Here is a 26,357-nt window from a genome sequence, read left to right on the forward strand (position 1 = left end):
CGTCCCAGATCGGCGCATCGATCCGCCGAGTATCCGCCAGAGCGGCGCGATTCCGCCAATATAAAGCTTAATATTCATCAACCGTTATTGGAACGGATCTTGGAACTTCGCCTTCGATCCCGGCCGCCTGTATCAAGCTGGGAGAGCGAGGTGCGAGGTCATGAGTACGGCCGTTGGCGTCCTGATCCTGGATGAGCCGGAGGACCTGAGCGCGACGGTGCGCGCCACACTGGAACACATGCCGGAGTTCCACACCGTTGGGGAAGCCGATCTGGACCGCGCTGACGCCGGCAGCATCGTCGCCCTGGTCTTTCTCGACGAGATCCGGCTGGCCGACGGCATTGCCCGCATCGTCGCGCTGAAGGAGCGGCAGCCGAACCTCCGCACGCTGGTCGCCTTCGGCGCCCTCACGGCGGACGACCTGCGCGCCCTGCTGGCCGCGGGCGCAGACGCCTTCGTGGCGCGGTCCAAGTCGCCGCGGGAACTCGGCGCCGCGTTGCTCGCTCTCGCCGAGGGCTCCGATTGCCTTGTTCCCCCGGAGCAACCGGTGGCGCTGCCGGCCGAGGCGGGGGACGGCCTCGGGCTCACCCCCCGGGAGGCCGAGGTGCTGCGCTTCCTCAGCTCCGGGTTCAGCAACAAGGAGGTCGCGCGGCGGCTGGCGCTCAGCGTCCGCACCGTGGAGACTCACCGGCTCAACCTGCGGCGCAAGACCCAGACCGGACGGCTGAAGGATCTGGTCTCTCTCGCCCGACAGCTCGGACTTGCGCCTGTCGTCGAGAGCGGGGAGCAGGTCCGGCGCGGGACCGACAGCCGGTCATCCGGCAACGACAACCAGTCCCGGCACTGAGCGGGACTCCGGGCGGTCCCGCCGGGACCGCCCCCCTAAGCAGCCGCAGCCTTCCTGCGGACCCGGGAAGTCCGTTTGGCCTTCGGCGCGGTCTCGGCCATGCCGGACGTCTTGGAAGCGGTCGTCGGCGCCGCAACTTTATCCCGCGGCTTCTTCGAGCCGCGCATGCGCGTTCCCGCCGGCTTGACCCGCGCCCCGGCCCGGACGCTATCCCCGGCCGCGGACAGCCGCGCCTGGAGCAGCCCCAGCACCGCCGCCTCCTCCGGCCGCAGCCGGGAGAGATCCTCGCTCAGCTCGGACTCGACCGCGCCCTTCACCTGCAGGAGCAGGTCACCCTCCAGATAGCAGTCGAGGATCTGCGGGTGGATGTAGCACTTGCGGCAGATCGTCGGGGTGTTTCCGAGGCGGCCGGCGACGCTCTCGATGGCCGCGCGGATGTTGCGCTTGGCCCCCGCCTCGCTGTCGAAGCTTTCGAACTCGCGCAGCGCCAGCGCCGCCAGCACCGTACCGGCCCAGGTCCGGAAATCCTTGGCGGTGAAGTCCTCGCCGGTGATCTCCCGCAGATACGCGTTCACGTCCGAGGAGGTGACGTCGCGCTGCGTGCCGTCCGGATCGAGGTACTGGAACAGCTCCTGTCCAGGCAGGTCCTGGCAGGCCTTCACGATCCGGGCGACGCGCCGATCCTTCAGCGACACGTCCCAGATCTTGCCGCTCTTGCCCTTGAACCGGAACGACAGGGCCGAACCCGCGATCCGCACATGGGGATCGCGCAGGGTCGTCAGGCCGTAACTCTTGTTGGTCCGCGCGTAATCGTCGTTGCCGACGCGGATCAGCGTGGTCTCGAGCAGGTGGACCACGGTGGCCAGCACCTTCTCGCGGGGCAGGCCCGGCCGCTTCATGTCGGCATCGACCCGCCGGCGGATGCCCGGCAGGGCGTCCGCGAAGGCCATGATCCGCGAGAACTTGTTGGCCTCTCGCGCCTGCCGGAAATCCGGGTGGTAGCGGTACTGCTTGCGGCCCTTGGCATCGCGGCCGGTCGCCTGGATGTGGCCGTTGCTGCGGGGGCAGATCCAGACATCCGTGTAGGCCGGAGGGATCGCCAGCGCGCGGATGCGGGCGAGCTTCGCCTTGTCGCGCACCGGGGCGCCCTTCGCGTCGAGGTAGCGGAAGCCGGAGCCGCTGCGGCGGCGCGACAGGCCCGGCCGGCCATCATCGACGTAGACGAGGCCGGCCTCCGCCGCCGCCGCACGGAGGTCTCCGCCGTTTTCCGCCGTCTCGACACCCGCCATGCGCCACCCCTCCCATCTACGCCGCCCGGCTGACCGCCCGGCGGGAAGGCCTCGATCAACTGGCATCCCCGGATCGCCGTTCCGGGGCAGCACATCCGTCGCAGGACGATCCGCGCCGACGTGCTAGAGGGATCGGATGCAGTCCGAAGCCACCCCCGGGAACAGGCCCGTTCCGATGCGCCGTCTGGTCTTCGTGGTGACCGAGGACTGGTTCTTCGCCTCGCATTTCCTGCCGATGGCCCGCGCGGCGATCGCCATGGGCCTCGCGGTCGCGGTGGTGACGCGGGTCCGGGCCCATCGCGCCGTCATCGAGGCGACCGGCGCGCAGGTCGTGCCCCTGGAAGCCGAGCGGGCGAGCCTCAACCCGATGGCCGCGGGTTACGCGGCCGGGCAGCTCGCGGCCATCCTCAAGGCCCTCAAGGCCGACATCGTCCACTGCATCGCCCTCCGCGGGATCCTGGTCGGCGGCACCGCCGCCGCCATGGCGGGCATCCCGTCCCGGGTCTACGCGCTGACCGGCCTCGGCCTCGTCGGGGCCCGGGGCGACCGGCTGGGGCGGGCGGCCCGCCTCGCCCTGCGGACACTGATCCGCGGCCCACTGGCCTCGTCCCGAACCCGCTTCCTGTTCGAGAACCCGGACGATGCCCGGGCCCTGGGTCTCGATCCGCTGGAGCAGTCCGTGACCGTGGTGGGCGGCGCCGGCGTCGATCCGGCCGCGTTCGTCCCGCGCCCGCTGCCGCCCATTCCGCCGCTCCGGGTGGCCGTGGTCGCCCGCATGCTCTGGTCGAAGGGGATCGACGTCGCCGTCGAGGCGGTCCGCCTCGCCCGGGCCCAGGGCGCGCCGGTCGAGCTGGCGCTGTATGGTGCGCCGGACCCATCGAACCGGCGGGCGATCGACGAGGGGACCCTGCGTGCGTGGAGCCGCGACGGCATCGTCTGGCACGGGCCGACGACCGACGTGGCGGCGGTCTGGGCCGGCCACCATGTCGCCTGCCTGCCGTCTCGCGGCGGCGAGGGCTTGCCGCGGACGCTGCTGGAAGCGGCCTCCTGCGGCCGGGCCCTGGTCGCGTCCGACGTCCCGGGCTGCCGCAGCCTCGTGCGCGATGGCGTCGAGGGCCTGCTGGTTCCTCCGAACGACGCGCCGGCCCTGGCCGCCGCCCTCGCGCGCCTGAGCGGGGATGCCGGCCTCGTCGCCGGCCTGGGCGCGGCCGCACGAACCCGGATCGAGACCGGGGGCTTCACCGAGGCTGCGGTGACCGACCATGTCCGCGCCATATGGCGCGACCTGCTGGAGGCCTGATCGTGCGCGCACCGGACGATCCCGCCGGATTCATCCGGGCCAACACCCGTCTGCTGCCCGTGCCCCATGCACCCGAGATCCATCTGCACGTCGCCGACGAGGCGACGGACCTCTGGCAGCGGACCGAGGAGGAGTTGCAGGAGATCGGGCTGCCGCCGCCGTTCTGGGCCTTCGCCTGGGCCGGCGGGCAAGCGCTCGCCCGGTACGTCCTCGACCACCCCGACGTCGCGGACGGGGCCCGCGTCCTGGATTTCGCCTCGGGATCCGGCTTGGTGGCGATCGCCGCCGCGCTCGCCGGAGCGGACCACGTCGTGGCCAGCGACCTCGATCCCTTCGCCACGGCGGCGATCCGCCTCAACGCCGAGGCCAACGGGGTTGGCGGACGGATCACCCCGGTCTGCGACGACCTCCTCGGCCGCGATCCGCAGGTCGACCTCGTCCTGGCCGCCGACGTGTTCTACGAGCGCGACCTCGCCGGGGCCGTGACCGCCTGGCTCTCCGGTTTGCAGGCGCGGGGCGTCACGGTGCTGATCGGCGATCCGGGCCGCACGTACCTGCCGCGCGACCGCCTCGATTGTCTCGCCACCTATGCGGTGCCGGTCTCGCGTTCGCTGGAGGATGCCGAGATCAAGCGCAGCCATGTCTGGCGGCTGCGCGGATGAGGGGCTGCCCGAGACGGTCGCGTCGGACCGCCGCCCATGCGGCCCCGCCGAGGGTTTATACGGCGCGGGAATGCGCTACCGTCAAAACCACTCGTGTCGCGTGCCGCGCATGCGCCAGAGTTTGCGAAGGCCCGGATCGGGGCATGCTGCGGCGGAAGGTTTCGTGGTGAGTGTCGAGTCGAGTGTGAAGCCCAGCGTTGCCCGCATCGTCGCCTTCTCGGGGAGCGCCAAGCGGCCCTCGCGCACCCGCATCCTGGTCGAGGCGCTCGGCGCCGAACTCGGACGCCTCCGCGGGATCGATCTCGCCGTCTACGACCTGATGGATGCCGGCCCGGGCCTCGGCGCCACGCAGCGGGACGCGCTGTCGGCACCGGCCCTGCGCCTGGTCGAGGCGATCGAAGGAGCGGACGCCCTCATCGTCGGGACGCCGGTCTATCAGGGCGGCTATGCCGGGCTGTTCAAGCACGTGTTCGACTTCGTCGATCCCGCCCAGATGATCGGCATGCCGGTGGCCCTCACCGCGACGGGCGGCGGCCTTCGCCACGCCCTGGTGGTCGAGCACGGGCTCCGGCCGCTGTTCGGCTTCTTCGCCGCGCATGTCGCGCCGACCTCCGTCTATGCCGGATCCGACGACCTGGTGGATGGCCGCATCGTCGACGAGACCGTGGCGGCCCGGATCCGCGCCGCGGCTGCGGAGCTTGCCGCCCTGCTCGACGTGGCGCGGACGGCCGGACCCGGCGCATCCGACTGACGCGAGACTCCCCCGGCCTGCCGCGGGCCCTAGATCGAAGGCGGACCACGCTCACCCGCGAGGGATCATGTCAGGTTCTCCGATCACGGCCGGCAAGGCGGCGACAGCACTGCCCGCAACCTACGTCACGGCATCCGGCCTGCCGCGCTACCATCCGGTGTCGCAGGCGCTGCACTGGCTGAGCGCGGCCCTTGTCCTGGCGGTCCTGCCGCTCGCCTGGGTCGCGATCAGCCTGCCGCCGACACCGGCCAAGGGCAGCATGTTCGTGCTGCACAAATCGGTCGGCCTCACGATCCTGGCGATCGTGGTCCTGCGGATCGTCTGGCGGATGATCCGGCCGGCGCCGCCGGATCCGCAGGCGCCCCGGCTCCTGACGCTGATCGGCCGCGTCAATCACTATCTCCTGTACGCGATCTTCCTGATCATGCCGATCAGCGGGTACCTGCTCAGCGCGCTGTCCGGTCGCGACACGCCGTATTTCTGGCTGTTCACGGTCCCGGGGCTGCCGAAGGACGACGCGACCCAGAAGATCTTCGAGGCGATCCACGTCTTCGGCCAGTGGCTCGTCTACGCCCTGGTCCTGCTGCATGTCGCCGGGACGGTGTGGCACCTGATCATCCGGCGGGACGGACTTCTGGAGCGGATGCTGCCGGTACAGGACGGTCGCGGGTCGTCCCGCTGACGGAAACCCCGCGGCGCACTCAGTCGACGCGGCGCAGGACGAAGGCGGTGCCGACCTCCGGTTCGCGCCGCCAGCGCCCGTCGCCGCTCGGCACGAGGTCGATGCTGTGGCCGCGCTTGGCGGTCAGCGTCATCCGCCCGTTCGCGTAGCGCCAGCGGACCGGATCGAACACCTCCAGGCCGCTGTCGTGGCAGCCCGGGACGATGTGCACGCCGCCGCCGGTGCCATCGAGGGTGATCCGGCAGGTGTCGCGCTGCTGGAACCGGTCGAGGGCATAGAGACCCGGTGCGGGGGCCGCCGAAGCGGTCGCCGCCGGCTGCAGTTCAGCCGGAACCGGGGCGGCGGCCTGGAGCGGGGCGGGGTTCGGGCTGGCTGCCACGGCCGGCTCGGACTCGGGCGAGCCTGCGGCGCCGGCCGGACGCATGGCCACGATGTCGAGGGGGACGAGGCTGTAGCGGTTACCGTCCTCGGCCAGCGCGACGAGGCTGCGCTGGTCCGGCCGCCGGGTGAATTCGAGGACGGGGCGGACATTGCGGTCCACGAAGCGGACGTTCCCTTCGACGAACAGCCAGCCGGCGACGCCGTTCAGGACGGGCAGGGCCCGGCGGCATCCGGCCGGGAAGCGCAACCTTTGGCCCGCATCGCCGCTGTCCAGCACCAGGGTCATGACGCAGCGGCGGTTGGTGCCGTCACGGGACAGGTCCCACGTCCCCGGCGCCTGACCGAGCCTTTCGGGCAGGCTGGGCGGCGCGGACGGGACGGGCGGCGCGGCGAGCGTCTCCGCGGCCGGCGGAGCCCCCGGTTCGACGGTCGCGGCCGGCACGTCCTGCGCGGCGGCAGGCCGGGCGACCGCGCCCATTGCGATGAGGGCGGATGCGGCCAGTCGGGCGGCCTGTGCCGGTGTCACGCGTTCGGTCTCCAGGGTGTCTCGGCGACGGGCGTCAGCGGGCCCCGTCCCTCGAACCACGAGACGACGTTGTCGACGACGAGCTGGGCCATCGCCGCGCGGGTGTGCTCGGAGGCCGACCCGACATGCGGCAGCAGGACCGTATTGTCGAGGGCGGCGAGGTCCGCCGGGACGTGCGGCTCGTTCTCGAACACGTCGAGGCCGGCGCCCAGGATCGTGCCCGCCGTCAGCGCTGCGGTCAGCGCCGCCTCGTCGACGAGCGTCCCCCGGGCGACGTTGATCAGGATGCCCTCAGGGCCGAGCGCCTCCAGGACGTCGGCGTTCACGAGATTGCGCGTCTCGGGCCCGCCGGGCGCCACCACGATCAGGATATGGACCGCGTGGGCGAGGCCGATCAGGGTATCGTGATAGGTGTAGGGAATGTCCGCCTGCCGGCTGCGGCCGTGATAGTCGATCGCGACGCCGAAGCTCTTCAGGCGGTGGGCGATCGCCCGCCCGATCCGGCCGAGACCGAGGATGCCGACCCGCCGCCCGCGCAAGGAGGCCGTGAGCGGGAAGGGGGCCTTGGGCCAGTGGCCGGCGCGCAGGTAGCGGTCGGCCTGGGGGATCTTCCGCAGGGTCGCGAGGACGAGGCCGAGGGCGAGGTCGGCGACCTCGTCGGTGAGAACGTCCGGCGTGTTGGTGACGATGATTCCGCGCCGATGCGCCGCCACGGCGTCGACGGCATCGTAGCCCACCCCGAAATTCGCGATGAGTTCCAGGTTCGGCAGCCGGTCCATCAGCGCCCCGTCCACGCTGACGTGACCGCCGACGCAGAGCGCGCGGACCCGCGGGCCGATCTCGGCCAGCAGGGCCTCGGGATCCGCGGCCTCCGACAGCCTGTGGACCCTGTGCCGCCCCTCGAAGGCCGCCTCGACGAGCGGATGCATCTTCCGGAGCAACAGGATCTCGACCGGGGCCTCAGCCATCGTTCACTCCCATGTTCGGCCGTTCGTCCGCGCCGGCCCCCGCCATCGTCCCGGCATAGAGCCTGTGCGGGGTCGCGCGCCAGCGCGCCGGGCCGCCCGCGGTGACAACCGCACGGATCAGCCGGGCGGCCAATCGACCGGGACAGGGCTCGCCTCTTTCGAAAACCGCGCGCGATGCCTACTAAGGACCACGCATCATCGCGAGAGTTCTGAACCGATCCCATCTCCGAAGACGAAGACCGATGACCAGCCCGCGCACCCTCTACGACAAGATCTGGGACGACCACGTCGTCGATGTTCAGCCGGACGGCTCCAGCCTCCTCTACATCGACCGTCACCTCGTTCACGAAGTGACGAGCCCGCAGGCGTTCGAGGGTCTCCGCGTGGCCGGCCGGAAGGTGCGCCACCCGGAAAAGACGCTCGCCGTGGTGGACCACAACGTCCAGACATCGGACCGCACGCAGGGCATCGACGACCCTGAGAGCCGCACGCAGCTCGAGGCGCTCGCCGAGAACGTCCGCGATTTCGGCATCGAGTTCTACGACGCCCTCGACCGGCGCCAGGGCATCGTCCACATCATCGGCCCCGAGCAGGGCTTCACGCTGCCCGGGCAGACGATCGTCTGCGGCGATTCGCACACCTCGACGCACGGGGCCTTCGGGGCGCTGGCCCACGGCATCGGCACCTCGGAGGTCGAGCACGTGCTGGCCACCCAGACGCTGGTGCAGCGCAAGGCCCGGAACATGCGCGTCTCCGTCGACGGGACGCTGCCGCCGGGCGTGACCGCGAAGGACATCATCCTGGCGATCATCGGCGAGATCGGGACGGCTGGCGGCACCGGCCACGTCATCGAGTATGCCGGCGAGGCGATCCGCGCCCTCTCGATGGAAGGCCGGATGACGATCTGCAACATGTCGATCGAGGGCGGTGCCCGCGCCGGCATGGTGGCTCCCGACGCGACGACCTTCGCGTACGTGAAGGACAGGCCGAAGGCACCCAAGGGAGCGGCCTTCGACGCGGCGCGGCGGTACTGGGAGAGCCTCGTCACGGATGACGGCGCCCATTTCGACCGCGAGGTGCGCCTCGACGCGGCCGCCCTCCCGCCGCTGGTGAGCTGGGGCACGAGCCCCGAGGACGTGATCTCGATCCAGGGCCGCGTGCCGGACCCGTCCGAGATCGTCGACGAGAACAAGCGGCAGTCGAAGGAGAAGGCGCTCGCCTATATGGGCCTGACGCCGGGCACCAAGATCACCGACATCACCCTGGACCGGATCTTCATCGGATCCTGCACGAACGGCCGCATCGAGGATCTGCGCGAGGTCGCGCGGGTCGTCGGCGACCGCAAGGTGCACGAGGGCGTCTCGGCGATGATCGTGCCGGGCTCTGGCCTCGTGAAGGCGCAGGCGGAGGCCGAGGGCCTCGACAAGATCCTGAAGGCGGCGGGCTTCGACTGGCGGGAGCCGGGGTGCTCCATGTGCCTGGGCATGAACCCGGACAAGCTGCGGCCGGGCGAGCGCTGCGCCTCGACCTCGAACCGCAATTTCGAGGGCCGCCAGGGTCCGCGCGGGCGCACGCATCTGGTCTCGCCCGCGATGGCGGCGGCTGCGGCCGTGGCCGGACGATTCGTCGACATCCGGGAATGGCCGCAGGGTTGAAATCCCGATTGACGGCGGCGGCTCGGTTGCCTAAACGGAGCCGTCGCCGGCCGATGGCCGACGGCAAGCCCAGGTGGCGGAATTGGTAGACGCGCTGGTTTCAGGTACCAGTCTCGCGAGAGGTGAAGGTTCGAGTCCTTTCCTGGGCACCAAATGCCTGACAGCAGCCCGCCAATGCATTGGCGGGCTTTGTTGTTTCTGAGATACGGAATTCCTGGGCCCAGGGGGCGAGAGTTCTGCGCGCCTCGCGGGCCATCCGAGCCCGGTTGGTCGTCCACGTGTAGGTTGCGCTCTCCCAACTTCCGTCGGCCCAACCGAACAGGGCGTCGAGTTGCGCCTCTGTCGCCCCGTTCTCGGCGGCGCGACGCGCTCCGGCCTTCCGCAGCCCATGAGCCGGACCCGGGCATTGGGCCTCGCGGTAGACCTTCCCGACCCACGTGCCGAACGATTCCTTGGTGGACGGCTCTCCGCGCTCGGTGCAGATGAACGACGGATCGCCCGTCGGCCCCGCGGCGATCGACGCGGCGAGGGCTGTCAGGATCGGCGCGATCACCACCATCCGGGTCTTTCGGTGCGGATGGGGAATTCACCGTTCCGGACGTGCTGGCAGCCGAGCCGAACCGCGTCGCCGCGGCGCAGGCCGGTGTAGAGCAGCAGATCGAAGGCGAGGCGCTGCGGGTGCCGACCGGCCAGCAGGCCTCGAACCGCGCCAATTCCTCTCCGGTCCAGGCTTGGAAGCCGCCCGCATCGTTCCGGCCCGAGAGGAGCGACACGCCCCGGGTCGGATCGGACGGCACCAGCCGGCGCCCTACGGGGCCGTCCGCACGGCTGCGATCCGATGTGTCGCCCGGGGGTCGCTCTGACCGGAAGGGACAAATGATGGTCGGACCGCTCGCCGGCCGCGCATCGAGCGAACGGAGATCTGAGGAATGCAGGAGCAATGATGAATCGCGCCCGGAGCACGGGCAAAGGTCGCTAAGCGACCTCGAGGTCGCGATCGAGATCGACGAGTGCGCGATAGGAGTCGATCGGCTGCGGCTTGCCGCGCAGATAGCCTTGTATCTCTGCACACCCGTGCTGCCGTAGAAACGTCAGCTGCGCCTCTGTCTCGACGCCCTCCGCAATGACCGGAATGTCCAAGCTCTCACCGAGACTGAGGATTGCCCGGACGATCGCGCCGCCTTTGCTCGTCACGCCGATCTGCCACACGAACGACCGATCGATCTTGATCTTGTCGAACGGAAAAGCCTCCAACGTCGCCAGGGATGAGTATCCCGTTCCGAAATCATCCATCGAGATGCGCACACCGAGCGCCTTCAGGTCGCGCAGTGTCTCCTGCGCGCGTGCCGAACCCTTCAGAAAGAGGCTCTCGGTCACCTCGAGTTCGAGACGGTCGGCCTTCAGTCCGGTCTCCTTGAGCACCGCACCGACGACATCGCACAGGTCGGCTTGCTGGAGCTGCGCGATCGAGAGATTGACGGCGATGCCGAGGGGCAAGGCCCAACGCGCAGCCTCGCGGCAAGCCTCACGGAGAACCCACTCGCCGAGCGGGAGGATCGCCCCGGTCTCCTCTGCCAGCGGTATGAACTGCGCAGGCGAAATCGTCCCACGGGTCGGATGAGTCCATCGCAGAAGCGCTTCGAAGCCGCAGGCGCGATCCGAGGCGACTCTGAACTGGGGCTGGTAGTGCAGCGCGAACTGTCCGGTCCCGATCGCCGCGCGCAGGTCCAGAGCCAATCGGTGCCGCTCAAACGCTGCCTTATCCATCTCCGCCTCAAAAAAGCGGTAGGTTCCCTTGCCTTCCTTCTTGGCGCGCACCAGCGCCATATCGGAAGCGGACAGCAGGGCGTCGTAGGTGTCGCCATCGTGGGGGAAGAGAGCGATCCCGACACTGCAACTGACGGAATACCGCAGCTCGCCGTCGGCGTAGGGCGCAGAGATCGCCTCGATGATCGCCTGGGCCCTCGCGGCAGCGTGCCCGGTGGCGGCGAGATCTGTCGCCAGCACCGCGAATTCGTCGCCGCCGAGGCGCGCGACCGCGCCGCGCGCGCCGATCAATCCCTTCAAGCGCGCGGCGACCTCGATCAGCAGGCGGTCTCCGGCCGGATGGCCGAACAGATCGTTGACCTGCTTGAAGCCGTCGAGGTCGAGACAGAGGAGGGCCACATCCTCGGCCCGATCGGCGCTTGCCGCCAACTCAAGCTCGACGACCTCCTCGAAATGCAGGCGATTCGGCAATTGGGTCAGGACGTCGTGCCGCGCCAGGAAGCGCAAACGCGCTTCGCTCCGACGGCGCTCCGTGATGTCCTCGTGCGTCGATATCCAGCCTCCGTCCGGAAGGAGCACGCGGAGGACGCTGATGTCCCGATCGTCGGTGAGATGCATGACGCTCGCCGTGTCCGAAGGCACCCGGGGCAATGGCGGCGTCAGCACGGCTTCCCAGGGACCTCCTGAGCCGCGGTGCTGCGCCAGCACGAACCTGCGGAGATCCTCGGCTTTCGTGCCGGGTTGCCGAAGGTGATCGGGGATTGCGTAGAGACTGGCGAAGCGCGCGTTCAGGATGACGAGCCGCTCGTCGGCGTCGAACAGGCAGAGCCCCTGGACCATATTGTCGAGAGCGACGCCGAACCGCTCGTAATGGGCGCGTAAGTCACGCTCGCTGCGGGCGCGTTCTTCGGCGCTCGCGATCCGCCGCTCGGCGCTCGCCCCCCGAAGAAAGAGCCGAAACAGGGCCGCGATGCACACCAGAAGGAGTGCCGTTGCTGCACCGACCGCGAGCGCCTGCCGGCGGAAGGGGGCCAGGCACGCTTGCGTCGTGCGACTGATGCTCAGAATGAGCGGGTAGCCGGCGAGAGCCTTCGTCGCGATGATGCGTTCTTGATCATCCACGGGGCTCACGTTGCGCATCACGCCGCCCAGAGGACTCGTCTGGGCGATCCGCGCGGCCCCCGTGGTCGGCAGGATCTTGCCGATCACGTTATCCCGATAGGGATGACGGACGAGCAGCATCCCGTCGTGGCGGAAGACCGAGACAACAGCGTCGTCGGTCGGTGCGATCTGCCGGTACAGTCGTTCGAAATAGCCGAGCTCGATCGCGCCGAGCACGAGGCCGAGGAACGTTCCGTCGGGCGCCGTGACCTTCCGGGCGATGTAGATCGTCCAAGCGCCGTCGCCGCGGTTCTGCACCGGTTGGCTGATGAAGCGTTGCAGCTTCGGGTCCGCAGCGAGTGCCTTGAAGTAATCCCGATCTGCGATGTTGACGTTCGGGATCGGCCAGAAGCGGCTGAAGTTCAGGAGCTGGCCGGCGTGATCGATGATCGTGACCGCGTTGACCTGTGGCAATGCCGCGACGCGCGCTTTGAGTGCCTCATGTAAGTCGCGCCGGCTCGCCGCCGCCGCGTACTCCGCGGGAGTCGAGACCTTTGCGCCGGCTATATCCTCGATGATGGCTTCTTGAACGATCTCGAGGGCCTGGAGCGAGCGATCGGCCTGATCAGCGAGGATCGTGGAGAGTCCGATGAGGTTGCGTTCGGTATCCTGCAGCGCCTGACCGTACATGTCGGCGATGAAGACGATCGCGCCTGACACAATCGCAAAGGCCAGAACGACCAGTGACGTAACGAGAGCGGCATAGGATCGAACAGGTGATCCGAACATCAATGGAACCCTGGCACTGATGTTCAACTTTATTCAGACTGGAAGCAAAAGGCGAAAACGTCGATCGAGGCGGTTAGTCCATGGCACGCGCGGCTCGCAGCCCTCGGCGGTCGTTCAGGGTCCTGCCGTCGCGCGTGTCGAGCTTGGCGGACCTAGCCGGGTCGGGACATGGAGCATGGTGATCGTTCAGGGCAGGTGACCGGCGAAGCCTCTCCGCCGACCCCTGGCGCACCTCTGGACAAGCCGATCGCACACAACCGACTAAGACATCGTTGCCAGGGCGAGACGCCCGTTTTCGGGACCTGCCGATAACGGCTCGGACGGCTGGGACAGGCGTTCGCTCGGCGAGCAGGTGCTCGAAACCGCCTTCCCGGCCGACCTCGATCCCGATGACCGGGTCTATCCGTGCCCGCCCGCCACGTGCCTCGTGGACGAGACGCCGGACCAGGAATCCGGCACCGTCACGGTGTGCTACCGAGCCGGCTACCCTGTGATGGACGGACGCAGCACGGTCCCGGCGCCGATCCGGCACGCGATCCTGCTGATGGTCGGGCACCTGCGCGACCTGCGCAAGATCGGCTGGGGGCTGGCCTCGGCGGTGCTGCTGGCCTTCGGGGGGATCATGCTGGCGAAGATCGGGCTGGCGGGGCGCTGAGCCCGATCGGAGACTCGAAACCGCGCCGTCTGCCCGCGCGCAGACCGGGCCTCGACATGCCCCGAAAAGACCACCGTGAACCGCCCGGCTCCGGCCGCGGCGGTTTATTTGCGGACTCAAGCGCAGCCGTCGGAACGACCCTCTGCCAAGTCCCATTGTCCCCACACATGCCTTTGAGGGGGCCATGACATGCTGAAGGTCACCTACATCGACTTCCACGAGAAACCGGGCAGCCCCGTTCACAGCGGCTGGTACATTACCGACGAGAACGGGGCGATGATCGGCGGGGCGCATCGCTACGCGGACCAAATCAGCGGACTGCGGGCCCTGCTCGCACTCAGCTGATTTCACCCCTCGGAAGATCTCGGCCCGCCCGGTCCGCCGGCGCGGGCCTTTTCGTGTCGGCTGGCCCGCGGCTTGCGCTGGCCCAGCACGCCTCCCAGGGATTCACGCAGCCCCGCCGGCACCGCCGCGCGGGGCTTTTTCATCCGCGGTTGGCTCGCACTCTTGAACGCTCGAACACAACCACGGGTCGAAAAATCGACCCAACCAATCAGCCGGGCTCACGTTCAGACGGATAAGAAAACTCTGGATTTTCCGAGCTCAGAGATGCCGCGTATGCCAGGCTCGCGAAGAATTTTCGGACCTTGTAGGGTGCACAATTATACAATTCACCGCGCCCAGGGTAGACCATGCCATACAGGGCCTGGCCTGGATCGCCGATCTTGTCAGCATTTGCAGACCTGCAAACCATACGGAACTCTTTAAATCCTGCGAGGACCGGGCCGGTAAGATCGCTGACACGCACGTTCCACCCCCTCAATCGTACTCGGGCTCAATGACTCCATCCCGTTGCGATCCGCAAATATAGGCCGTCACTCCGCAGGTCAATAAACCGAGCGCGGATTGGCTCCGACTCCGTATTCGATATCTGATTTGCGCGCGGTCTGTGTCGGTGCTGATGTCAATAAGGTGCGGTCGCCCAAACTCGGTGATGAACGACGTCGCGTTATGCGGCCCCGCCTGCGCCGTCCGTGAGGCAATGAGCCCACCGCTTGCAACGCTCTGCCCGCCTCTTCCCGGACCAATCTTCAGCCTCGCCGCCGCCGCGCTGAACTGCTTCGTGCCCCGATACCCGGTGCGGTACCATCCTGAGCCCGGCCGGTATGGCCCGGTGATCGCCGCGGACGTCCTGAGCCCGAGCCACCTTAAGTATCGGCCCGGCCCAGACGTTGGTGAGATCAGGCGCTCCCCCGCCCCGTGAGCAGATTGGGGCGGGGCCGAGCGGCCGATTCCCGGCGATGGCGCCCGCGCCACACGGGGCGGCGTGACGATTTCGGAGCCCGTTATCGACCCTTGCGCGTCAGCGTGCCCTGGAATTCACACGAGGCGCCGTGCCACGCCAGGCAGCCGTCCTCCTCCAGAGCGACCAATCGAAGGTCGGGGCTGTAACGGGCCATGATCCGGCAAGTCTGTCCGTTCTCGGTCTTGCTGAAGAGGATCGTACGAGGCCCGGTCGATCGGCCCTTCATGGTCACACCACCACCGCAGCCTCTGGACCCGACCGAGAACTCGGCGACATAGCCGGACGCACCGGACGCCTTCACGACGACGCCCTGCTCGTATCCATCTTCCTTGCGCTCGAAGATGCCGGTCGCCTGCCGTCCAGGGCCGGCGGCCTGAACTGGAAAAGCGAAGAGGGTCAATGCAATCAGGATCTGGAGCCGGCGGCACATCAGACGGCAACCCTGCCAGCGTGAGCGTACAGGCAGAAATCAAAGATCTTGCCCGGCAGCCATGGCGCTTTTCGCGCTTCCGACCCGTGGCAGGTGCAGATCAGACCCATTGAAACGAACAGCGCTCTCTCGGTTTGAAGGTGCAACGCCGAGGTCCCCATGCTCTACGAACTCGCTACCCTTTCGTGCCCGTTGCTCGCAATCGATCGAGCATCCGACGGGGTTTATGACTGGGTGAACGACGCGGAGGCCAAGGGTGAACTGTTCGGCTGCTGGCGGACCGAGATAGGGACACTCGGTCGCCTGATCGTGCTGCGCGGGTTCGAGGCACCGGAAGATATGACCGCCGAGCGCCGCCGGGCGCTTCTGAGTGCTAACCCGTTCAATGCGGGGAGCGTGGTGACGGCGCTGGAAATGGACAGCTATGCGCCGTTCGCCTTTCTGCCGCCGATCCGGACCGGGGACCGTGGCGGGGTGTACGAGTTCCGGACCTACCGCTTGAAGCCCGGCGGGCTGCCGCCAACGCTCGCGGGTTGGGAAGCGGCTATCGCACCCGCACGTGAATATACCGAGCATCTCGTCGCGAACATGTACGCTCTCGATGGAGCACCGCGGATCACACACATTTGGGTCTTCACGAGCTTGAAGGAACGGACCGAGTTACGCTCTTGGGCTTATGGTGCCGCTGTCTGGCCGCCCAAGGGAGGCCCGGAGCAGATTGCCGAAGCAACTTCGACTATTGCGCTTCCACAGGGGCCATCTCCCCTGGCCTGAATCATCCTTCGTCTCCGCTCTCAAACGACCCTGAGGGTGGCTCGCAGATGACTGCTTTCGGGTTGCGTTGGCGACCTTCCGTATGACCGGCAGGGGTCGAAAGCGGGAAGGCCGCCTGGGTTGGTTTCCCGCCTGTCCGCTGACCAGAACTGCTGCCGCAAACACGGACGTGCGGAGATTGGGGTGGTCGGCGGACTTGCGCCCCTCTCGATAATCCGAGGCACCTCGGTCAATTCTCGGCAGCAGACGTCGAGCGCGACAAACGACCAGCAGTACCCTCCGCCCAACTCCACGATATGCGTTGAAAGACGGCGCCTCCAGCTTCGGCCTCCTCGACACCGCGTGGCCCAGATTTTCGAGTCTGTTGTGGGAGCGGGATCGCGCCGTGGTTGATCGTGGTGGACAGAAGATTTTCCACTGCGTCCAAGTCCAAGCTGTAGCCGTCGCCAGCGATGACTTCATTTTGACTGTTGAGCAGGGCTAAGCCACCGCGGTTCCGGATATACGGCTGGTGCCAGCGCGACCGCGTCAGCTTGAGGCCTTGCCGTTTCGCCCGCCTCCGGAGACGTATGAAGCGCATAGCCTCTTGGTAGGTCAGTGTCGGATTGATCTCTCGCATGGCAGACTTTGCCGTTCACGATTGCTGGCAGCTAACGTCCGTTCTCACGCAAGCGCAGCCCCGCAGCGAGCACGTAGAGGGACATGACGAGCAGAAGGAGCGCGGCAAGCCGGTCCCAGATGCCGTCCGCGACGAGCGCACCGACGAGGCTGATCAGCGTCCCGGCCGCGATCATCGCCGGGATCGGCCAAATGCGATGTGGGGCACCTCTCGTGGCCGTCATTCACCCGGCTCCGCCGTCGTGAGCGTCCGGCTCGCCGTCAGGCGAGGCAGCGCCGAGCGCCTGCGAACGAGCCAGAGATAGAGACCTGAGGCGAGGACGACGATCGTCGCCACGTCCAGCACCGCCCATATGATTTTGAGCGGCAGGCCACCATAATCGCCGAAGTGCAGGGGCTGGGACAGGAATAGCGCCTGGATATACCAAGGCATCGCGCGCATGTCCGTGAGCTGTCCGGTCCCGGCATCGATCAGCGCCGGCATGAGCAGACGCGCGGTCAGCGGCGTGCTCCCGGCCATGAACACGGCGTAGTGATTGTTGCTGCTGAAGCCCGTACCCGGGAAGGCGACCAGCCGAGGCGTCATCGTCCCGGCCGCGGTCCGCGCCGTCGACATCGCGGCATCGAGGGAGACGAGCGTCAGGTGGCGCGGCACGTCGCGATAGGGAGCCGTCATCTCGGCGAGCTGGCCGCCCTGCCACATCTTGAGCATCAGGTCGGCCCAGGTGTTGACCGTACCGGTCGTGCCAACGACGAGGGCCCAGACCAGCGTCGAGATACCAATCAGATTATGCCAATCGAGCCATTTGATCCGACTTGACCGCTTTCGCCGGACCGTACCGAAGTCGAGCTTCTTCATGAAAGGCCCGTAGAGCACGATCCCGGAGATGATCGCGGCGGCAAACACGAGACCCATCGCCCCGAGGAACAGCTTGCCGGGCAGACCGAGAAACATGTCGGTATGGAGCTGAAGCAGGAAGCCGATCGGCCCGGCGCCGGGCTTGTCGTCGGCTAGAACCTGCGCCGTGCGCCTGTCGAGAACGACGAAGCTGTCGCTCGGGGCCGTCTTGAGGGTCTTACCCAGGCCGGCGAGAACGGTGTTCGTCTCGTCAGGGTCGAAGTAGAGGAATTGCAGGACCTCACCGGGCTTGTGCGCGATCGCTGCGGCGGCGATCCGATCGAGCGGGACGAACGGAGTTCCCGGAGCCAGGTCCGGCACCGCGGCCTCGTAGCCGAGGGCATGGTTGAGCTCATGGTGGAAGATCAACGGCAATCCGGTCAGGCACAGCAGCAACAGGAACGCCATGCTGACGAGGCTTGTCCATGTATGGATCAGCGACCATAGCCGGAATGCGCGGAGACGCCGGGCCGCGCCGAGCGAGACGCTAATCATCGCGCGCTCGTGACGAAGGTTGCACGCCGGTGCAATGCAGCTCTACCATCGGTAGATCAAGCTGCCGATCACCGTCGCGGGCGCACCGCGATAGCAGAAGCCGGCCTGGCAGTTCGTGTAGTCGCGGTCGAAGATATTCTGTGCGTTGATCTGCGCGCGGAAGCCTTTGTACTTCGGGTCGAGCGCCGCGAAATCGTAGGCGAGCACCGCGTCGAACAGCGTCACGGTCGGGTTGCGCACCGTGTTCTCGTCATCGGCGTAGCTGGTGCCGGCGAAGCGGACGCCGCCGCCGACCTGAAGGCCGGAGAGCATCGAGCCCGGCGGGAACAGGTAAGTCGCGAAGGCTGTGAAGGTGTTGCCCGGGATGCCAGACAAGCTGTTGCCGTCGATCGGCTGTCCCGTGACCAGCGAGGTCTGGCGCAGGAAGCGCACGTCGAGATGCGTGTAAGCCAGCGTCAGGTTGGTGCCCGGCGCGAAGCTCGCTGTCAGCTCGGCTTCGAAGCCCTTGGATTCGACCGAGCCGGTGGCGACCTGATTGGCGATGTTGGTCGGGTCCTGGCGCAGGATCGAGGTCTGGACGATGTCGAAGCCGGCGAACGATCCGGTGATGTTGGTGTTGGGGATCGCGACCTTCACGCCGGCCTCGATCTGGTCACCGGTGGCGGGCTTGAAGGGGCGGCCATTGGAATCGACACCGACCTGCGGCGTGAAAGTCGTGGCGTAGCTCGCGTAGGGCACGAAGGCGGGTGTCAGGAGGTAGTTGAGGCCGACCCGGCCGGTGAAGGCTCCGTCATTCTGGTCCCGCGGCGTGCCGGGCACGAGATTCGTGAAGCTCGACGTGCTCTGGAAGACCCAGTCGTGCCGCCCCGTCAGCGTCAGGACGAAGCGGTCCCACTTCGCCTGCTCCTGCAGGTAGACTCCGATCTGGTCCTGGCTCTGGCCAGAACCGCTCGTCAGTGGCGGGCGTGCAATGAACGTCCGGTAGCGGAAGTTCGAAAAATCGGTCACGCCCGCGAGGCTGAGGTCGGGCACGTTGAAGTTCAAGCCATAGCGGCGATCATAGTCGTAATGGGCGTAGTCGACGCCACCGATCACCGTGTGGGCGACCGGGCCCGTCCAGAAGTGACCCTCAAGCTGGGTGTCGACGACGGCGGATTTGATCTTGTCCTTGTAGAGGCCGGCATAGCGTTGTGCCGTCAATCCAGTCACGCCGGTGAAGGCGGTGAACGGAAAGCTGACCGCCGCATCCTGATACCGGAAATTCTGTCGAAAGATCAGATCGGGCGAGAATTTGTGCTCGAAGGCGTAGCCGATGCGGTACTGCTGCTGGCTCGTCTTGTTGAACCCCGCATCGCCGCCGTAGAGCCGCGTCACCTTGAAGCCCGGCTCGTTGTAGAAGAACGCGGTGCCGGGAAGATTGGTGTGCAGGTACTCGCTGAGCAGGGTGAAGCTCGTGTCGGAGTCGGGGCGCCACGTGAACGAAGGCGCGATCATCTGGCGGTCGTCGACGGCGCCGGGCAGGAAGGTGTCGGACTGGCGCACGATGCCGGTCAACCGGTAGGCCATGGTGCCATTCGAGCCCTCGACCGGGCCGCCGACGTCGAAATTGCCCTGGTAGCGGTCGAAGTTGCCTCCCTGGAACCAGACCTCGCCGAAGGGGACGAAGACAGGGCGCTTCGAGGTGATGTCGACGATGCCGCCGGGGGAGCCGAGGCCGTAGAGGCCGGAGGCCGGCCCGCGCAGGATGGTCAGCGCCTCGTATCCGTAGGGCTCGGTGCGCGGTATGATCAGACCGACGCCCGGCTGGCGCAAGCCGTCGCGATAGACGCCATCGTAATACTCCGCAAAGCCGCGCACGTAGAAGGCGTCGTTGCGCGGGTCGAAGCCGAACACGTTGGCGGAAACGCCCGGCACGTAGGACAGCGCCTGATTGAGATCCTGCACGTTCCGGTCGTTGAGCTGTTCCCGGGTCACGACCGAGACAGATTGCGGCGTCTCGATCAACGGCGTGTTGGTCTTGGTGGCGGTGGGGCTTACGCGAGCGACGTAGCCGCTCACACCGGAGGGTCCACCACCGCCGCCACTGGTGGCCGCACTGTTGCCGTCACCACCACTGACGTTAGCACCGCCAAGCCCGGCACCTGCCGCGTTGACGGTAGCCGGGCGGGCAGCCTCCACCGAAATCTCGTTGAGCTGTACGGCGGCATCTTGCGCCACTGCAGCGTTGGTGATCGCGGTCGACGCGACGAGAAGGCTAAGGAGCGAGGAGCGGTTGACCATAGATCACGCAGAGACGCATCGAGAGCAGGCTCCGCGATGTTGATCTTGGATCGAAGTGCTTAGCAATCCGAGAATGTGTCAAAAATCACACGTTTAGAGTGTTTCAAATTTGGATCGATTCTGAACTTTAAAACTCTGGCCGCTCGATCCAGCATCGCGGTCGAAGAAATTCCTGACAGGCAATATTTCCCACGTCGGATCCGATCCGCAGACTGAAAGAATTCCTTCTCATATTTCGCGACAGGTAACGCGGTAAAGTCAGTTTTCCAAATTCATGTCCGGGAGCGATTGGGCCGCAATCGGCGAATCCTTCATTCTCGGACAAGCCGCGGTCCGCTTTCAGGTCGGCGTCGCAGGAGCCTGCGCGGCCGGTTGGGTCGAAAGCCGCCCTTCACCGAACCGATTACCGATGAAGCATCCCGGCCAATCCGCCGAAGTCGGCACGGGACAGATCGTCGAAAAAGTTTGCGCCTCAAAGGCTAGGCTTCTCCCGCACCAAGCCACATGAGCCTTATTTTTACTCAGTTATTTCACTTCTTTCCTGGGCACCAAATGCCTGACAGCAGCCCGCCGACGCATGGGCGAGCTTTGTTGTTTCTGAGGTCTGCCGATCCCGAGCGTCCCGCCCGCATATCCCGCCGACCGCCGCACGCTATAAAGCCCCGCTTGGGTTTTCGGCGAGGGCGATTCGCGTGCGGTCCGGTTCAAGACTCTCCGAACGCTGGTTCACGCTGGCGCTCTGGCTCGTCGCGGTGGTCTTCGCGTGGTTTCTCATCGGGCTGGGATCGCTGGTCGTCGGCGATCTGCCGCAGGTCGAGCACCGCTATACCCTCGAGCAGTTCCTCGACACCGATCAGGCCAGAGCCTCGGCCGAGGCCCTGAAGCAGATCCGTCGGGAGCAGGACGACAACCGGCGGCAGGTCGAGCAGGATCGCCTCGCCCTCGAGGCGGCCCAGTCCGCCTCGGAGGGGGCGCGCGAGACCTTCGCCAACTGGCTGAAGACCCGGGACGCCACGCAGCGGGTCGACCAAGATCCCGGCCTGATCGCGCGCACGCAGCAACTCGACGCCCTGAAGGCCGCCGAGCGCACCATCGAGGAGCGCCTCGCGGCCCGGGCGCAGGCGGGACTCGACCAGTCCGAGCGGGAGGCGACGCGGCTGCGGATGGACGACGAGCTGCGCGCGGCGGCGCAGAAGCAGCTCGACGCGGCCGAGCGCGGCCAGGAGTTGCGCGTCTTCGCCTACCGGCTCGCCCTGACGCTGCCGCTGCTGGCCCTGGCCGGATGGCTCCTGCTCAAACGGCGGCATACCCGCAACTGGCCGTTCGTCTGGGGCTTCGCCCTGGCGGCGGCCTTCGCCTTCTTCGTCGAACTCGTGCCGTACATGCCGAGCTACGGCGGCTACGTGCAGTACGGCGTCGGCGTGATCGTGACCCTGGTCGCGGGCCGCGCTGCGATCAATGCCCTGCACGCCTACCGCGCGCGACAGGCCGTCGTGGAGGCGCGACCGGACGCCGAGCGGCGGACCGAGATCGCCACCGACCAAGCCCTGGCCCGTCTCGCCAAGAAGGTCTGCCCCGGCTGCGAGCGGCCGCTCGCCCTCGACGATGCGAGCACGAATTATTGCCCCCATTGCGGGCTCGGCATCTTCGCACAGTGCCCGTCCTGCACGCATCGCAAGAGCACCTTCGAGCGCTTCTGCCGGGCCTGCGGCACCCCGAGCCCGGATCTCGCGACCCCGATCCCGTAGCGGGCGCGCCGCCGCCCGCCCGGACCATCGCACTGCATCGCGGATCGACGATGTGCCGCCGGATCGTCCCCGCAGGCGCGACGCGGAACGCGGCGATCCGGCCCGGCACCCCTCAGGCGTTGTCGCCCCGGATCGCCGCGATGACCGCGTCGGTGACCTGTCGCGTCGTCGCCCGTCCACCCAGATCGGGGGTGTGCAGGCTCGGATCCGCGGTGACGCGCTCCACCGCACGCATCAGCCGCTCGGCCGCCGGCTTCTCGCCGAGGTGCTCCAGCATCTGACACGCCGTCCAGAAGGTCGCGACCGGATTGGCAATTCCCTGGCCGGCAATGTCGAAGGCCGAGCCGTGGATCGGCTCGAACATGGACGGGAAAGTGCGCTCCGGGTTGATGTTGGCGGTCGGCGCGATGCCGAGGGACCCGGCGAGCGCCGCCGCGAGGTCCGACAGGATGTCGGCGTGCAGGTTCGTCGCCACGATCGTGTCGAGGGTCTCAGGCTTCATCACCATGCGCATCGTCATGGCGTCGACCAGCATCTTGTCCCAGGTGACGTCGGGAAAGTCCCGGGCGACCTCGGCGGCGATCTCGTCCCACATCACCATGGCGTGCCGCTGGGCGTTGGACTTGGTGACCACCGTGAGCCGCTTGCGCGGGCGGGAGCGGGCGAGTTCGAAGGCGTAGCGGATGATCCGGTCGACGCCCGAGCGGGTCATCATCGAGACATCGGTGGCGACCTCGTTGGGGTGGCCCTGGTGGACCCGGCCGCCGACGCCCGCATACTCGCCCTCCGAGTTCTCCCGGACGATCACCCAGTCGAGCTCCGGCCCCGAGACGTGACGCAGCGGGCTGGTGATGCCCGGAAGGATCCGGGTCGGGCGGACATTGGCGTACTGGTCGAAGGGCTGGCAGATCGCGAGGCGCAGCCCCCACAGGCTGATGTGATCGGGCACGTCCGGCGCGCCCACAGCGCCGAAGAAGATCGCGTCGTGGTTCCGGATCTGCGCGCGGCCGTCGGCCGGCATCATCACGCCGTGCGTCTTGTAATAGTCCGAGCCCCAATCGAAGTGGTCGAAGCGGAACCGGAACGTTCCGGCCTTCTCGGCGAGGGCGTCGAGCACCGCGATGCCGGCGGCGATGACCTCCACGCCGATGCCGTCCGCAGGAATGGCGGCGATGGTGTAGGTCTTCATGAGGGATCTCCGAGCGTATCGGGGAGATCTGGCGCCGCTTCCGATCCCGTCGAGACGAGGGACCGCAGTTCGGCGATCCGCCGGGCTCGTCGCATCCTCGCGACGCGCCCACACGCGCGGTGGCCGCACCGGTCGCGTCCAGCGCCCGGCGGGCAACGCCCGGAACGGCCCGGCCACTCCCGACGGCCCATGTAACGTTTTGTGACACCGTGCAGTTTCGCGTTGCCGTCCCGCCGGCCGCGCCTATGCTCGGCCCATGCACGAGGGCACCACCATCGCCATCGTCGAGGACGATCCCGACATCCGCGCCCTCCTCGCCGGCTACCTAGAGGGCGAGGGGTTCCGCGCCGTCGCCCTCGACGGCGGCACCGCACTCGACCGGCTGCTCGCATCTGGCCCCGCGCCGGACCTCATCGTCCTCGACTGGATGCTGCCCGGCGAGGACGGCCTGTCCATCTGCCGCCGCCTGCGCGAGGCGGATGGCCCGCCCATCGTCATGCTGACCGCGAAGGACGAGGATATCGACCGGGTCCTCGGACTGGAGATGGGCGCCGACGACTACGTCTCCAAACCGTTCAACCCACGGGTCCTGCTCGCCCGGATCCGCGCCGTCCTGCGCCGGGTCAACGGCGCCGGCGCCCCGGCCCCCGAGGCCGCGCCCGAGCGGCTGAGCGTCGCCGACCTCGTCGTCGATCTCGCGGCCCGCACGGTGATGATCGGCGACCCGGCCTCCGAGGTCCCGCTGACCAGCGCCGAGTACGACCTGCTGCACTGCTTCGTCACCCGGCCGCAGCGGGTGCTCTCGCGCGACCAGCTTCTCGACTGGACCCGGGGCCGAACCGCCGATGCCTTCGACCGGACCATCGACGTTCAGGTCAGCCGCCTGCGGCACAAGCTCGACGCCGCCGGCAGCCAGGCCGCGGCCCTGCTCAAGACCGTGCGCAACGCCGGCTACATCCTGGCCGCCCCGGTCCGCTCCGGAACGCCGTGATGGGCCGCGTCGGCCTCCTCGGACGCATCATGCTGCTCCTGCTGGGCGCGCTCTCGCTGCTCGTCCTCGCCACGGTGGCCCTCGATCACTGGCAGCGCCGGCAGGAGCGGTGGCCCTACGCCACGCGGTTTCCGCGCGTCGATCAGGCCGCCGGCATCATGACGTTGCTGCGCGACGCCGATCCGGCCCAGAGGCCGGCCATCCTGAAGGCCGTGAGCGGCGAAGCGCTGCAAACGGAAATCGTCGATGCGCAACCCGACCGGGCCGACCTGATCCGCGAGCCCCGCCTCGAAGCCCGTCTGCGCCGGATGACGGCCGAATCCGCCGACCGCGTCCAGGCCTATACCGACACCGCCCTGCTGCGCCGCGGCGTCGATCCGGCCGATATCGACAAGGCAGAGCGGGCCGGACCGATCGGGCGCCTCGCGATGGCGACCTATCGGTTGCCCGATGGCCGCTTCGCGGTGATCCATGCCACCGAACGCCGCCGCTCGCTCATGCCGTGGCTGTTCGGCCAGCCCCTGAGCCTCTGGGTCGCGGTGCTGGGCGCGGCTGCGGCCGGTCTCGTCCTGGTCGGCACGCGGCACGAGCTCGCGCCGCTGCGGCGCCTGACGGACGCGGTCTCCCGCTTCGACGGCCGCGCCCCGGAACGGATGAGCGCGCCCACGGGCGCGCCCGAGATCCGGCGTCTCGCCCAGGCGGTGCAGGGCATGCAGGAGCGGATCGCCGGCCTGATGGCCGAGCGCTCCTTGCTGATCGGAGCCATCTCGCACGACCTCAAGACCTACCTGACGCGGCTGCGCCTGCGCGCCGAGGCGGTGGCCGAGCCGGCGCTCCGGGAGAAGCTGGTGGCCGATCTCGACGCCATGACCGCGCTGATCGAGGCGTCCCTGGGATTTGCCCGGGGCACCGCCGTCGAGGCGACCCGCGCGCCGGTGGATCTCGCCGATCTCGTCGCCGTCGAGGTCGCCGAGCACGCGGCCCAGGGCGCGCCCATCAGCCTGACCGGCGAGGAGGTGCGGGACGCCACGGTGGCCGGCGACGCGGTCGCCCTGCGCCGCGTCGTGGCCAACCTGATCGGGAACGCCGTCAAGTTCGGGCGCTCGTCGGTGTCGGTGGCGGTGAGCCGGGCCGGGACGGTCTGCCGGATCGTTGTCGAGGATGACGGGCCGGGCATCCCCGAGGCGGAGCGGACGGCGGTGTTCAGCCCCTATTACCGGGTCGAGCGGTCGCGGAGCCGGCAGACCGGCGGGACAGGCCTCGGTCTCGCCATCAGCCGCCAGATCGCGGAGGCCCATGGCGGCACGGTGGTGGCGGAAGCCGGCGCCAACGGCGGCGCACGCCTCGTCGTGACCCTGCCGGGCCTGTCCTGAGCGGCACGCGGCAACGGCCGCGCAACCGGCGGTTACACAACGTTACAGGACGGCGCATCCCGGTCACATCCGGGAAGCGCGCAGGGACGAACCTTCGCTCATACGCCGCGGCCAATACCCCGCCCCGGCGCGGGCCGTCGGCCGAGAGGCCGCGCCAGCCCGATCGAGCAGAAGGAGATCATCGATGTTGAAGAGCCTCGCCCCGGCCGCCTTCCTCGCCAGCCTCGCGGTGCCCGCCTCGGCGCTGCCCCTGGTCCAGGACGCGGTCGCCACCGGCTTCGACGGCGCCCGGATCATCCAGGTCTACGGCGGCTGCGGCCCCTACGGGCATCGCGGCCCCTACGGCGGCTGCCGGACCGGCGGGCAATGGGGCGGCTATGTCCGCGGCCGCTCCTGCCCGGCCGGTTTCCACATCGGTCCCTACGGCCGCCGCTGCTGGCCGAACTGAGCCGCCGCATCGCCTGATCGCACCCTGTCCCTCGTCCGGCCTTGCGGCCGGACGCCCATGGAGTGAGTCATGATCCGTACCCTCGTCATGCCCGTGGCGCTCGCCGCGGGAGTCCTGATGGCCGGTTCGAGCGCCGAGGCGCGCGACGGCTGCGGGCCCGGTTTTCACCGCAACATCTACGGCTGGTGCCGGCCGAATCTCGGCTACGGTCCGGTGGTCTACGTCCCGGCCTATCGGCGCGTCGGCTACCGGTGGCATTACGGCTACCGCTACGGCTGGCACCGCCGGTTCGCATGGCACGGTGGCTCCCGCTGGGGCGGCTTCCGCCGTGTCGGCTGGCATGGTGGCTGGCGCGGTGGCTGGCACCGCGGCTGGCATCACGGCGGCTGGCATCACCGCTGGTGACCCCGCGCCGGATCCGGCCCCGCCCGTCG

General features: G+C 68.2%; 23 protein-coding genes and 1 tRNA gene. 15 read left to right on the top strand and 9 right to left on the bottom strand.

What is annotated here, in order from left to right:
• The first annotated feature begins 160 nt into the window (after nucleotides 1-160).
• Complete coding sequence (locus ABIC70_RS16555; protein ID WP_043349091.1) at nucleotides 161-847, top strand: LuxR C-terminal-related transcriptional regulator; 687 nt, start codon at nucleotides 161-163, stop codon at nucleotides 845-847.
• Between the two features lie 35 nt (nucleotides 848-882).
• On the opposite strand, the gene ABIC70_RS16560 is transcribed toward ABIC70_RS16555, so the two are convergent.
• Entirely contained in the window at nucleotides 883-2,136 is a 1,254-nt protein-coding gene (locus ABIC70_RS16560; RefSeq protein WP_354440184.1) for a DNA topoisomerase IB, read from the bottom strand.
• A gap of 136 nt (nucleotides 2,137-2,272) precedes the next feature.
• On the opposite strand from ABIC70_RS16560, the gene ABIC70_RS16565 reads away from it, so the two are divergent.
• The 4 genes from ABIC70_RS16565 to ABIC70_RS16580 all read left to right on the top strand — a co-directional run bounded on the left by ABIC70_RS16565 (nucleotide 2,273) and on the right by ABIC70_RS16580 (nucleotide 5,531).
• Nucleotides 2,273-3,436, top strand: a complete 1,164-nt coding sequence (locus ABIC70_RS16565) for a glycosyltransferase (RefSeq protein WP_354440186.1) — start codon at nucleotides 2,273-2,275, stop codon at nucleotides 3,434-3,436.
• Nucleotides 3,412-4,098, top strand: coding sequence for a class I SAM-dependent methyltransferase (locus ABIC70_RS16570; RefSeq protein ID WP_354440188.1), 687 nt, complete (start codon nucleotides 3,412-3,414; stop codon nucleotides 4,096-4,098). The genes ABIC70_RS16565 and ABIC70_RS16570 overlap by 25 nt, the downstream gene beginning before the upstream one ends.
• Before the next feature lie 163 nt (nucleotides 4,099-4,261).
• A complete protein-coding gene (locus ABIC70_RS16575) occupies nucleotides 4,262-4,849 on the top strand; it encodes an NAD(P)H-dependent oxidoreductase (protein ID WP_354440190.1) in 588 nt (195 codons plus the stop codon).
• A gap of 67 nt (nucleotides 4,850-4,916) precedes the next feature.
• Nucleotides 4,917-5,531, top strand: coding sequence for a cytochrome b (locus ABIC70_RS16580; RefSeq protein WP_354440192.1), 615 nt, complete (start codon nucleotides 4,917-4,919; stop codon nucleotides 5,529-5,531).
• A gap of 19 nt (nucleotides 5,532-5,550) precedes the next feature.
• On the opposite strand, the gene ABIC70_RS16585 is transcribed toward ABIC70_RS16580, so the two are convergent.
• Together ABIC70_RS16585 and ABIC70_RS16590 are read right to left on the bottom strand one after the other, a co-directional pair.
• Entirely contained in the window at nucleotides 5,551-6,438 is an 888-nt protein-coding gene (locus tag ABIC70_RS16585; protein WP_354440194.1) for an AprI/Inh family metalloprotease inhibitor, read from the bottom strand.
• Nucleotides 6,435-7,406, bottom strand: coding sequence for a 2-hydroxyacid dehydrogenase (locus ABIC70_RS16590; RefSeq protein WP_354440196.1), 972 nt, complete (start codon nucleotides 7,404-7,406; stop codon nucleotides 6,435-6,437). The genes ABIC70_RS16585 and ABIC70_RS16590 overlap by 4 nt, the downstream gene beginning before the upstream one ends.
• A gap of 242 nt (nucleotides 7,407-7,648) precedes the next feature.
• Here ABIC70_RS16590 and leuC point away from each other — a divergent pair, with 242 nt between their 5' ends.
• Together leuC and ABIC70_RS16600 are read left to right on the top strand one after the other, a co-directional pair.
• Nucleotides 7,649-9,061 carry a 3-isopropylmalate dehydratase large subunit gene (gene leuC, locus ABIC70_RS16595; protein ID WP_053610967.1) on the top strand — a complete coding sequence of 471 codons (1,413 nt, stop codon included), beginning with the start codon at nucleotides 7,649-7,651 and terminating at the stop codon, nucleotides 9,059-9,061.
• Nucleotides 9,062-9,128: 67 nt separating this feature from the next.
• Nucleotides 9,129-9,213, top strand: a tRNA-Leu gene (locus ABIC70_RS16600).
• 823 nt (nucleotides 9,214-10,036) lie between these two features.
• Here ABIC70_RS16600 and ABIC70_RS16605 read toward each other — a convergent pair.
• A complete protein-coding gene (locus ABIC70_RS16605) occupies nucleotides 10,037-12,718 on the bottom strand; it encodes a bifunctional diguanylate cyclase/phosphodiesterase (protein ID WP_354440198.1) in 2,682 nt (893 codons plus the stop codon).
• Nucleotides 12,719-13,070: 352 nt separating this feature from the next.
• Between ABIC70_RS16605 and ABIC70_RS16610 the strand changes: the two genes are divergently transcribed.
• Together ABIC70_RS16610 and ABIC70_RS16615 are read left to right on the top strand one after the other, a co-directional pair.
• Complete coding sequence (locus tag ABIC70_RS16610) at nucleotides 13,071-13,373, top strand: head-tail connector protein (RefSeq protein WP_182591920.1); 303 nt, start codon at nucleotides 13,071-13,073, stop codon at nucleotides 13,371-13,373.
• Between the two features lie 189 nt (nucleotides 13,374-13,562).
• Entirely contained in the window at nucleotides 13,563-13,718 is a 156-nt protein-coding gene (locus ABIC70_RS16615; protein WP_158713338.1) for a hypothetical protein, read from the top strand.
• Nucleotides 13,719-14,719: 1,001 nt separating this feature from the next.
• Here the strand turns inward: ABIC70_RS16615 and ABIC70_RS16620 are convergent.
• On the bottom strand, nucleotides 14,720-15,109 hold the full coding sequence (locus ABIC70_RS16620; RefSeq protein WP_354440201.1) for a hypothetical protein: 390 nt from the start codon (nucleotides 15,107-15,109) through the stop codon (nucleotides 14,720-14,722).
• Nucleotides 15,110-15,268: 159 nt separating this feature from the next.
• Between ABIC70_RS16620 and ABIC70_RS16625 the strand changes: the two genes are divergently transcribed.
• On the top strand, nucleotides 15,269-15,883 hold the full coding sequence (locus tag ABIC70_RS16625; protein WP_354440203.1) for an NIPSNAP family protein: 615 nt from the start codon (nucleotides 15,269-15,271) through the stop codon (nucleotides 15,881-15,883).
• Nucleotides 15,884-16,533: 650 nt separating this feature from the next.
• On the opposite strand, the gene ABIC70_RS16630 is transcribed toward ABIC70_RS16625, so the two are convergent.
• The 3 genes from ABIC70_RS16630 to ABIC70_RS16640 are packed head-to-tail and all read right to left on the bottom strand — an operon-like array spanning nucleotide 16,534 to nucleotide 20,174.
• Nucleotides 16,534-16,725 carry a hypothetical protein gene (locus ABIC70_RS16630; RefSeq protein WP_139231584.1) on the bottom strand — a complete coding sequence of 64 codons (192 nt, stop codon included), beginning with the start codon at nucleotides 16,723-16,725 and terminating at the stop codon, nucleotides 16,534-16,536.
• Nucleotides 16,722-17,894 carry a PepSY-associated TM helix domain-containing protein gene (locus ABIC70_RS16635; protein ID WP_354440205.1) on the bottom strand — a complete coding sequence of 391 codons (1,173 nt, stop codon included), beginning with the start codon at nucleotides 17,892-17,894 and terminating at the stop codon, nucleotides 16,722-16,724. Before ABIC70_RS16635 ends, ABIC70_RS16630 begins: the two co-directional genes overlap by 4 nt.
• A 42-nt stretch (nucleotides 17,895-17,936) precedes the next feature.
• Entirely contained in the window at nucleotides 17,937-20,174 is a 2,238-nt protein-coding gene (locus tag ABIC70_RS16640; RefSeq protein WP_182591917.1) for a TonB-dependent siderophore receptor, read from the bottom strand.
• Nucleotides 20,175-20,866: 692 nt separating this feature from the next.
• On the opposite strand from ABIC70_RS16640, the gene ABIC70_RS16645 reads away from it, so the two are divergent.
• Complete coding sequence (locus ABIC70_RS16645; RefSeq protein ID WP_354440208.1) at nucleotides 20,867-21,922, top strand: zinc ribbon domain-containing protein; 1,056 nt, start codon at nucleotides 20,867-20,869, stop codon at nucleotides 21,920-21,922.
• A 112-nt stretch (nucleotides 21,923-22,034) separates the two neighbouring features.
• Here ABIC70_RS16645 and ABIC70_RS16650 read toward each other — a convergent pair whose 3' ends face one another.
• Complete coding sequence (locus tag ABIC70_RS16650; protein WP_043350791.1) at nucleotides 22,035-23,111, bottom strand: tartrate dehydrogenase; 1,077 nt, start codon at nucleotides 23,109-23,111, stop codon at nucleotides 22,035-22,037.
• A gap of 256 nt (nucleotides 23,112-23,367) precedes the next feature.
• Between ABIC70_RS16650 and ABIC70_RS16655 the strand changes: the two genes are divergently transcribed.
• The 4 genes from ABIC70_RS16655 to ABIC70_RS16670 all read left to right on the top strand — a co-directional run bounded on the left by ABIC70_RS16655 (nucleotide 23,368) and on the right by ABIC70_RS16670 (nucleotide 26,328).
• Nucleotides 23,368-24,102: a response regulator gene (locus ABIC70_RS16655; protein ID WP_354440210.1), complete on the top strand. Its 735-nt coding sequence runs from the start codon at nucleotides 23,368-23,370 to the stop codon at nucleotides 24,100-24,102.
• A complete protein-coding gene (locus ABIC70_RS16660; RefSeq protein WP_179698295.1) occupies nucleotides 24,102-25,475 on the top strand; it encodes a sensor histidine kinase in 1,374 nt (457 codons plus the stop codon). Before ABIC70_RS16655 ends, ABIC70_RS16660 begins: the two co-directional genes overlap by 1 nt.
• 184 nt (nucleotides 25,476-25,659) lie before the next feature.
• Nucleotides 25,660-25,923, top strand: coding sequence for a GCG_CRPN prefix-to-repeats domain-containing protein (locus ABIC70_RS16665; protein ID WP_053610959.1), 264 nt, complete (start codon nucleotides 25,660-25,662; stop codon nucleotides 25,921-25,923).
• A 69-nt stretch (nucleotides 25,924-25,992) separates the two neighbouring features.
• The gene (locus tag ABIC70_RS16670; protein WP_043388635.1) at nucleotides 25,993-26,328 is read left to right on the top strand and encodes a GCG_CRPN prefix-to-repeats domain-containing protein; all 336 of its coding nucleotides are present in this window, start codon (nucleotides 25,993-25,995) and stop codon (nucleotides 26,326-26,328) included.
• The last annotated feature ends 29 nt before the right edge of the window (nucleotides 26,329-26,357 follow it).

The organism is Methylobacterium sp. 1973 (genome assembly GCF_040545035.1).
Taxonomy (GTDB): Bacteria; Pseudomonadota; Alphaproteobacteria; order Rhizobiales; family Beijerinckiaceae; genus Methylobacterium; species Methylobacterium fujisawaense.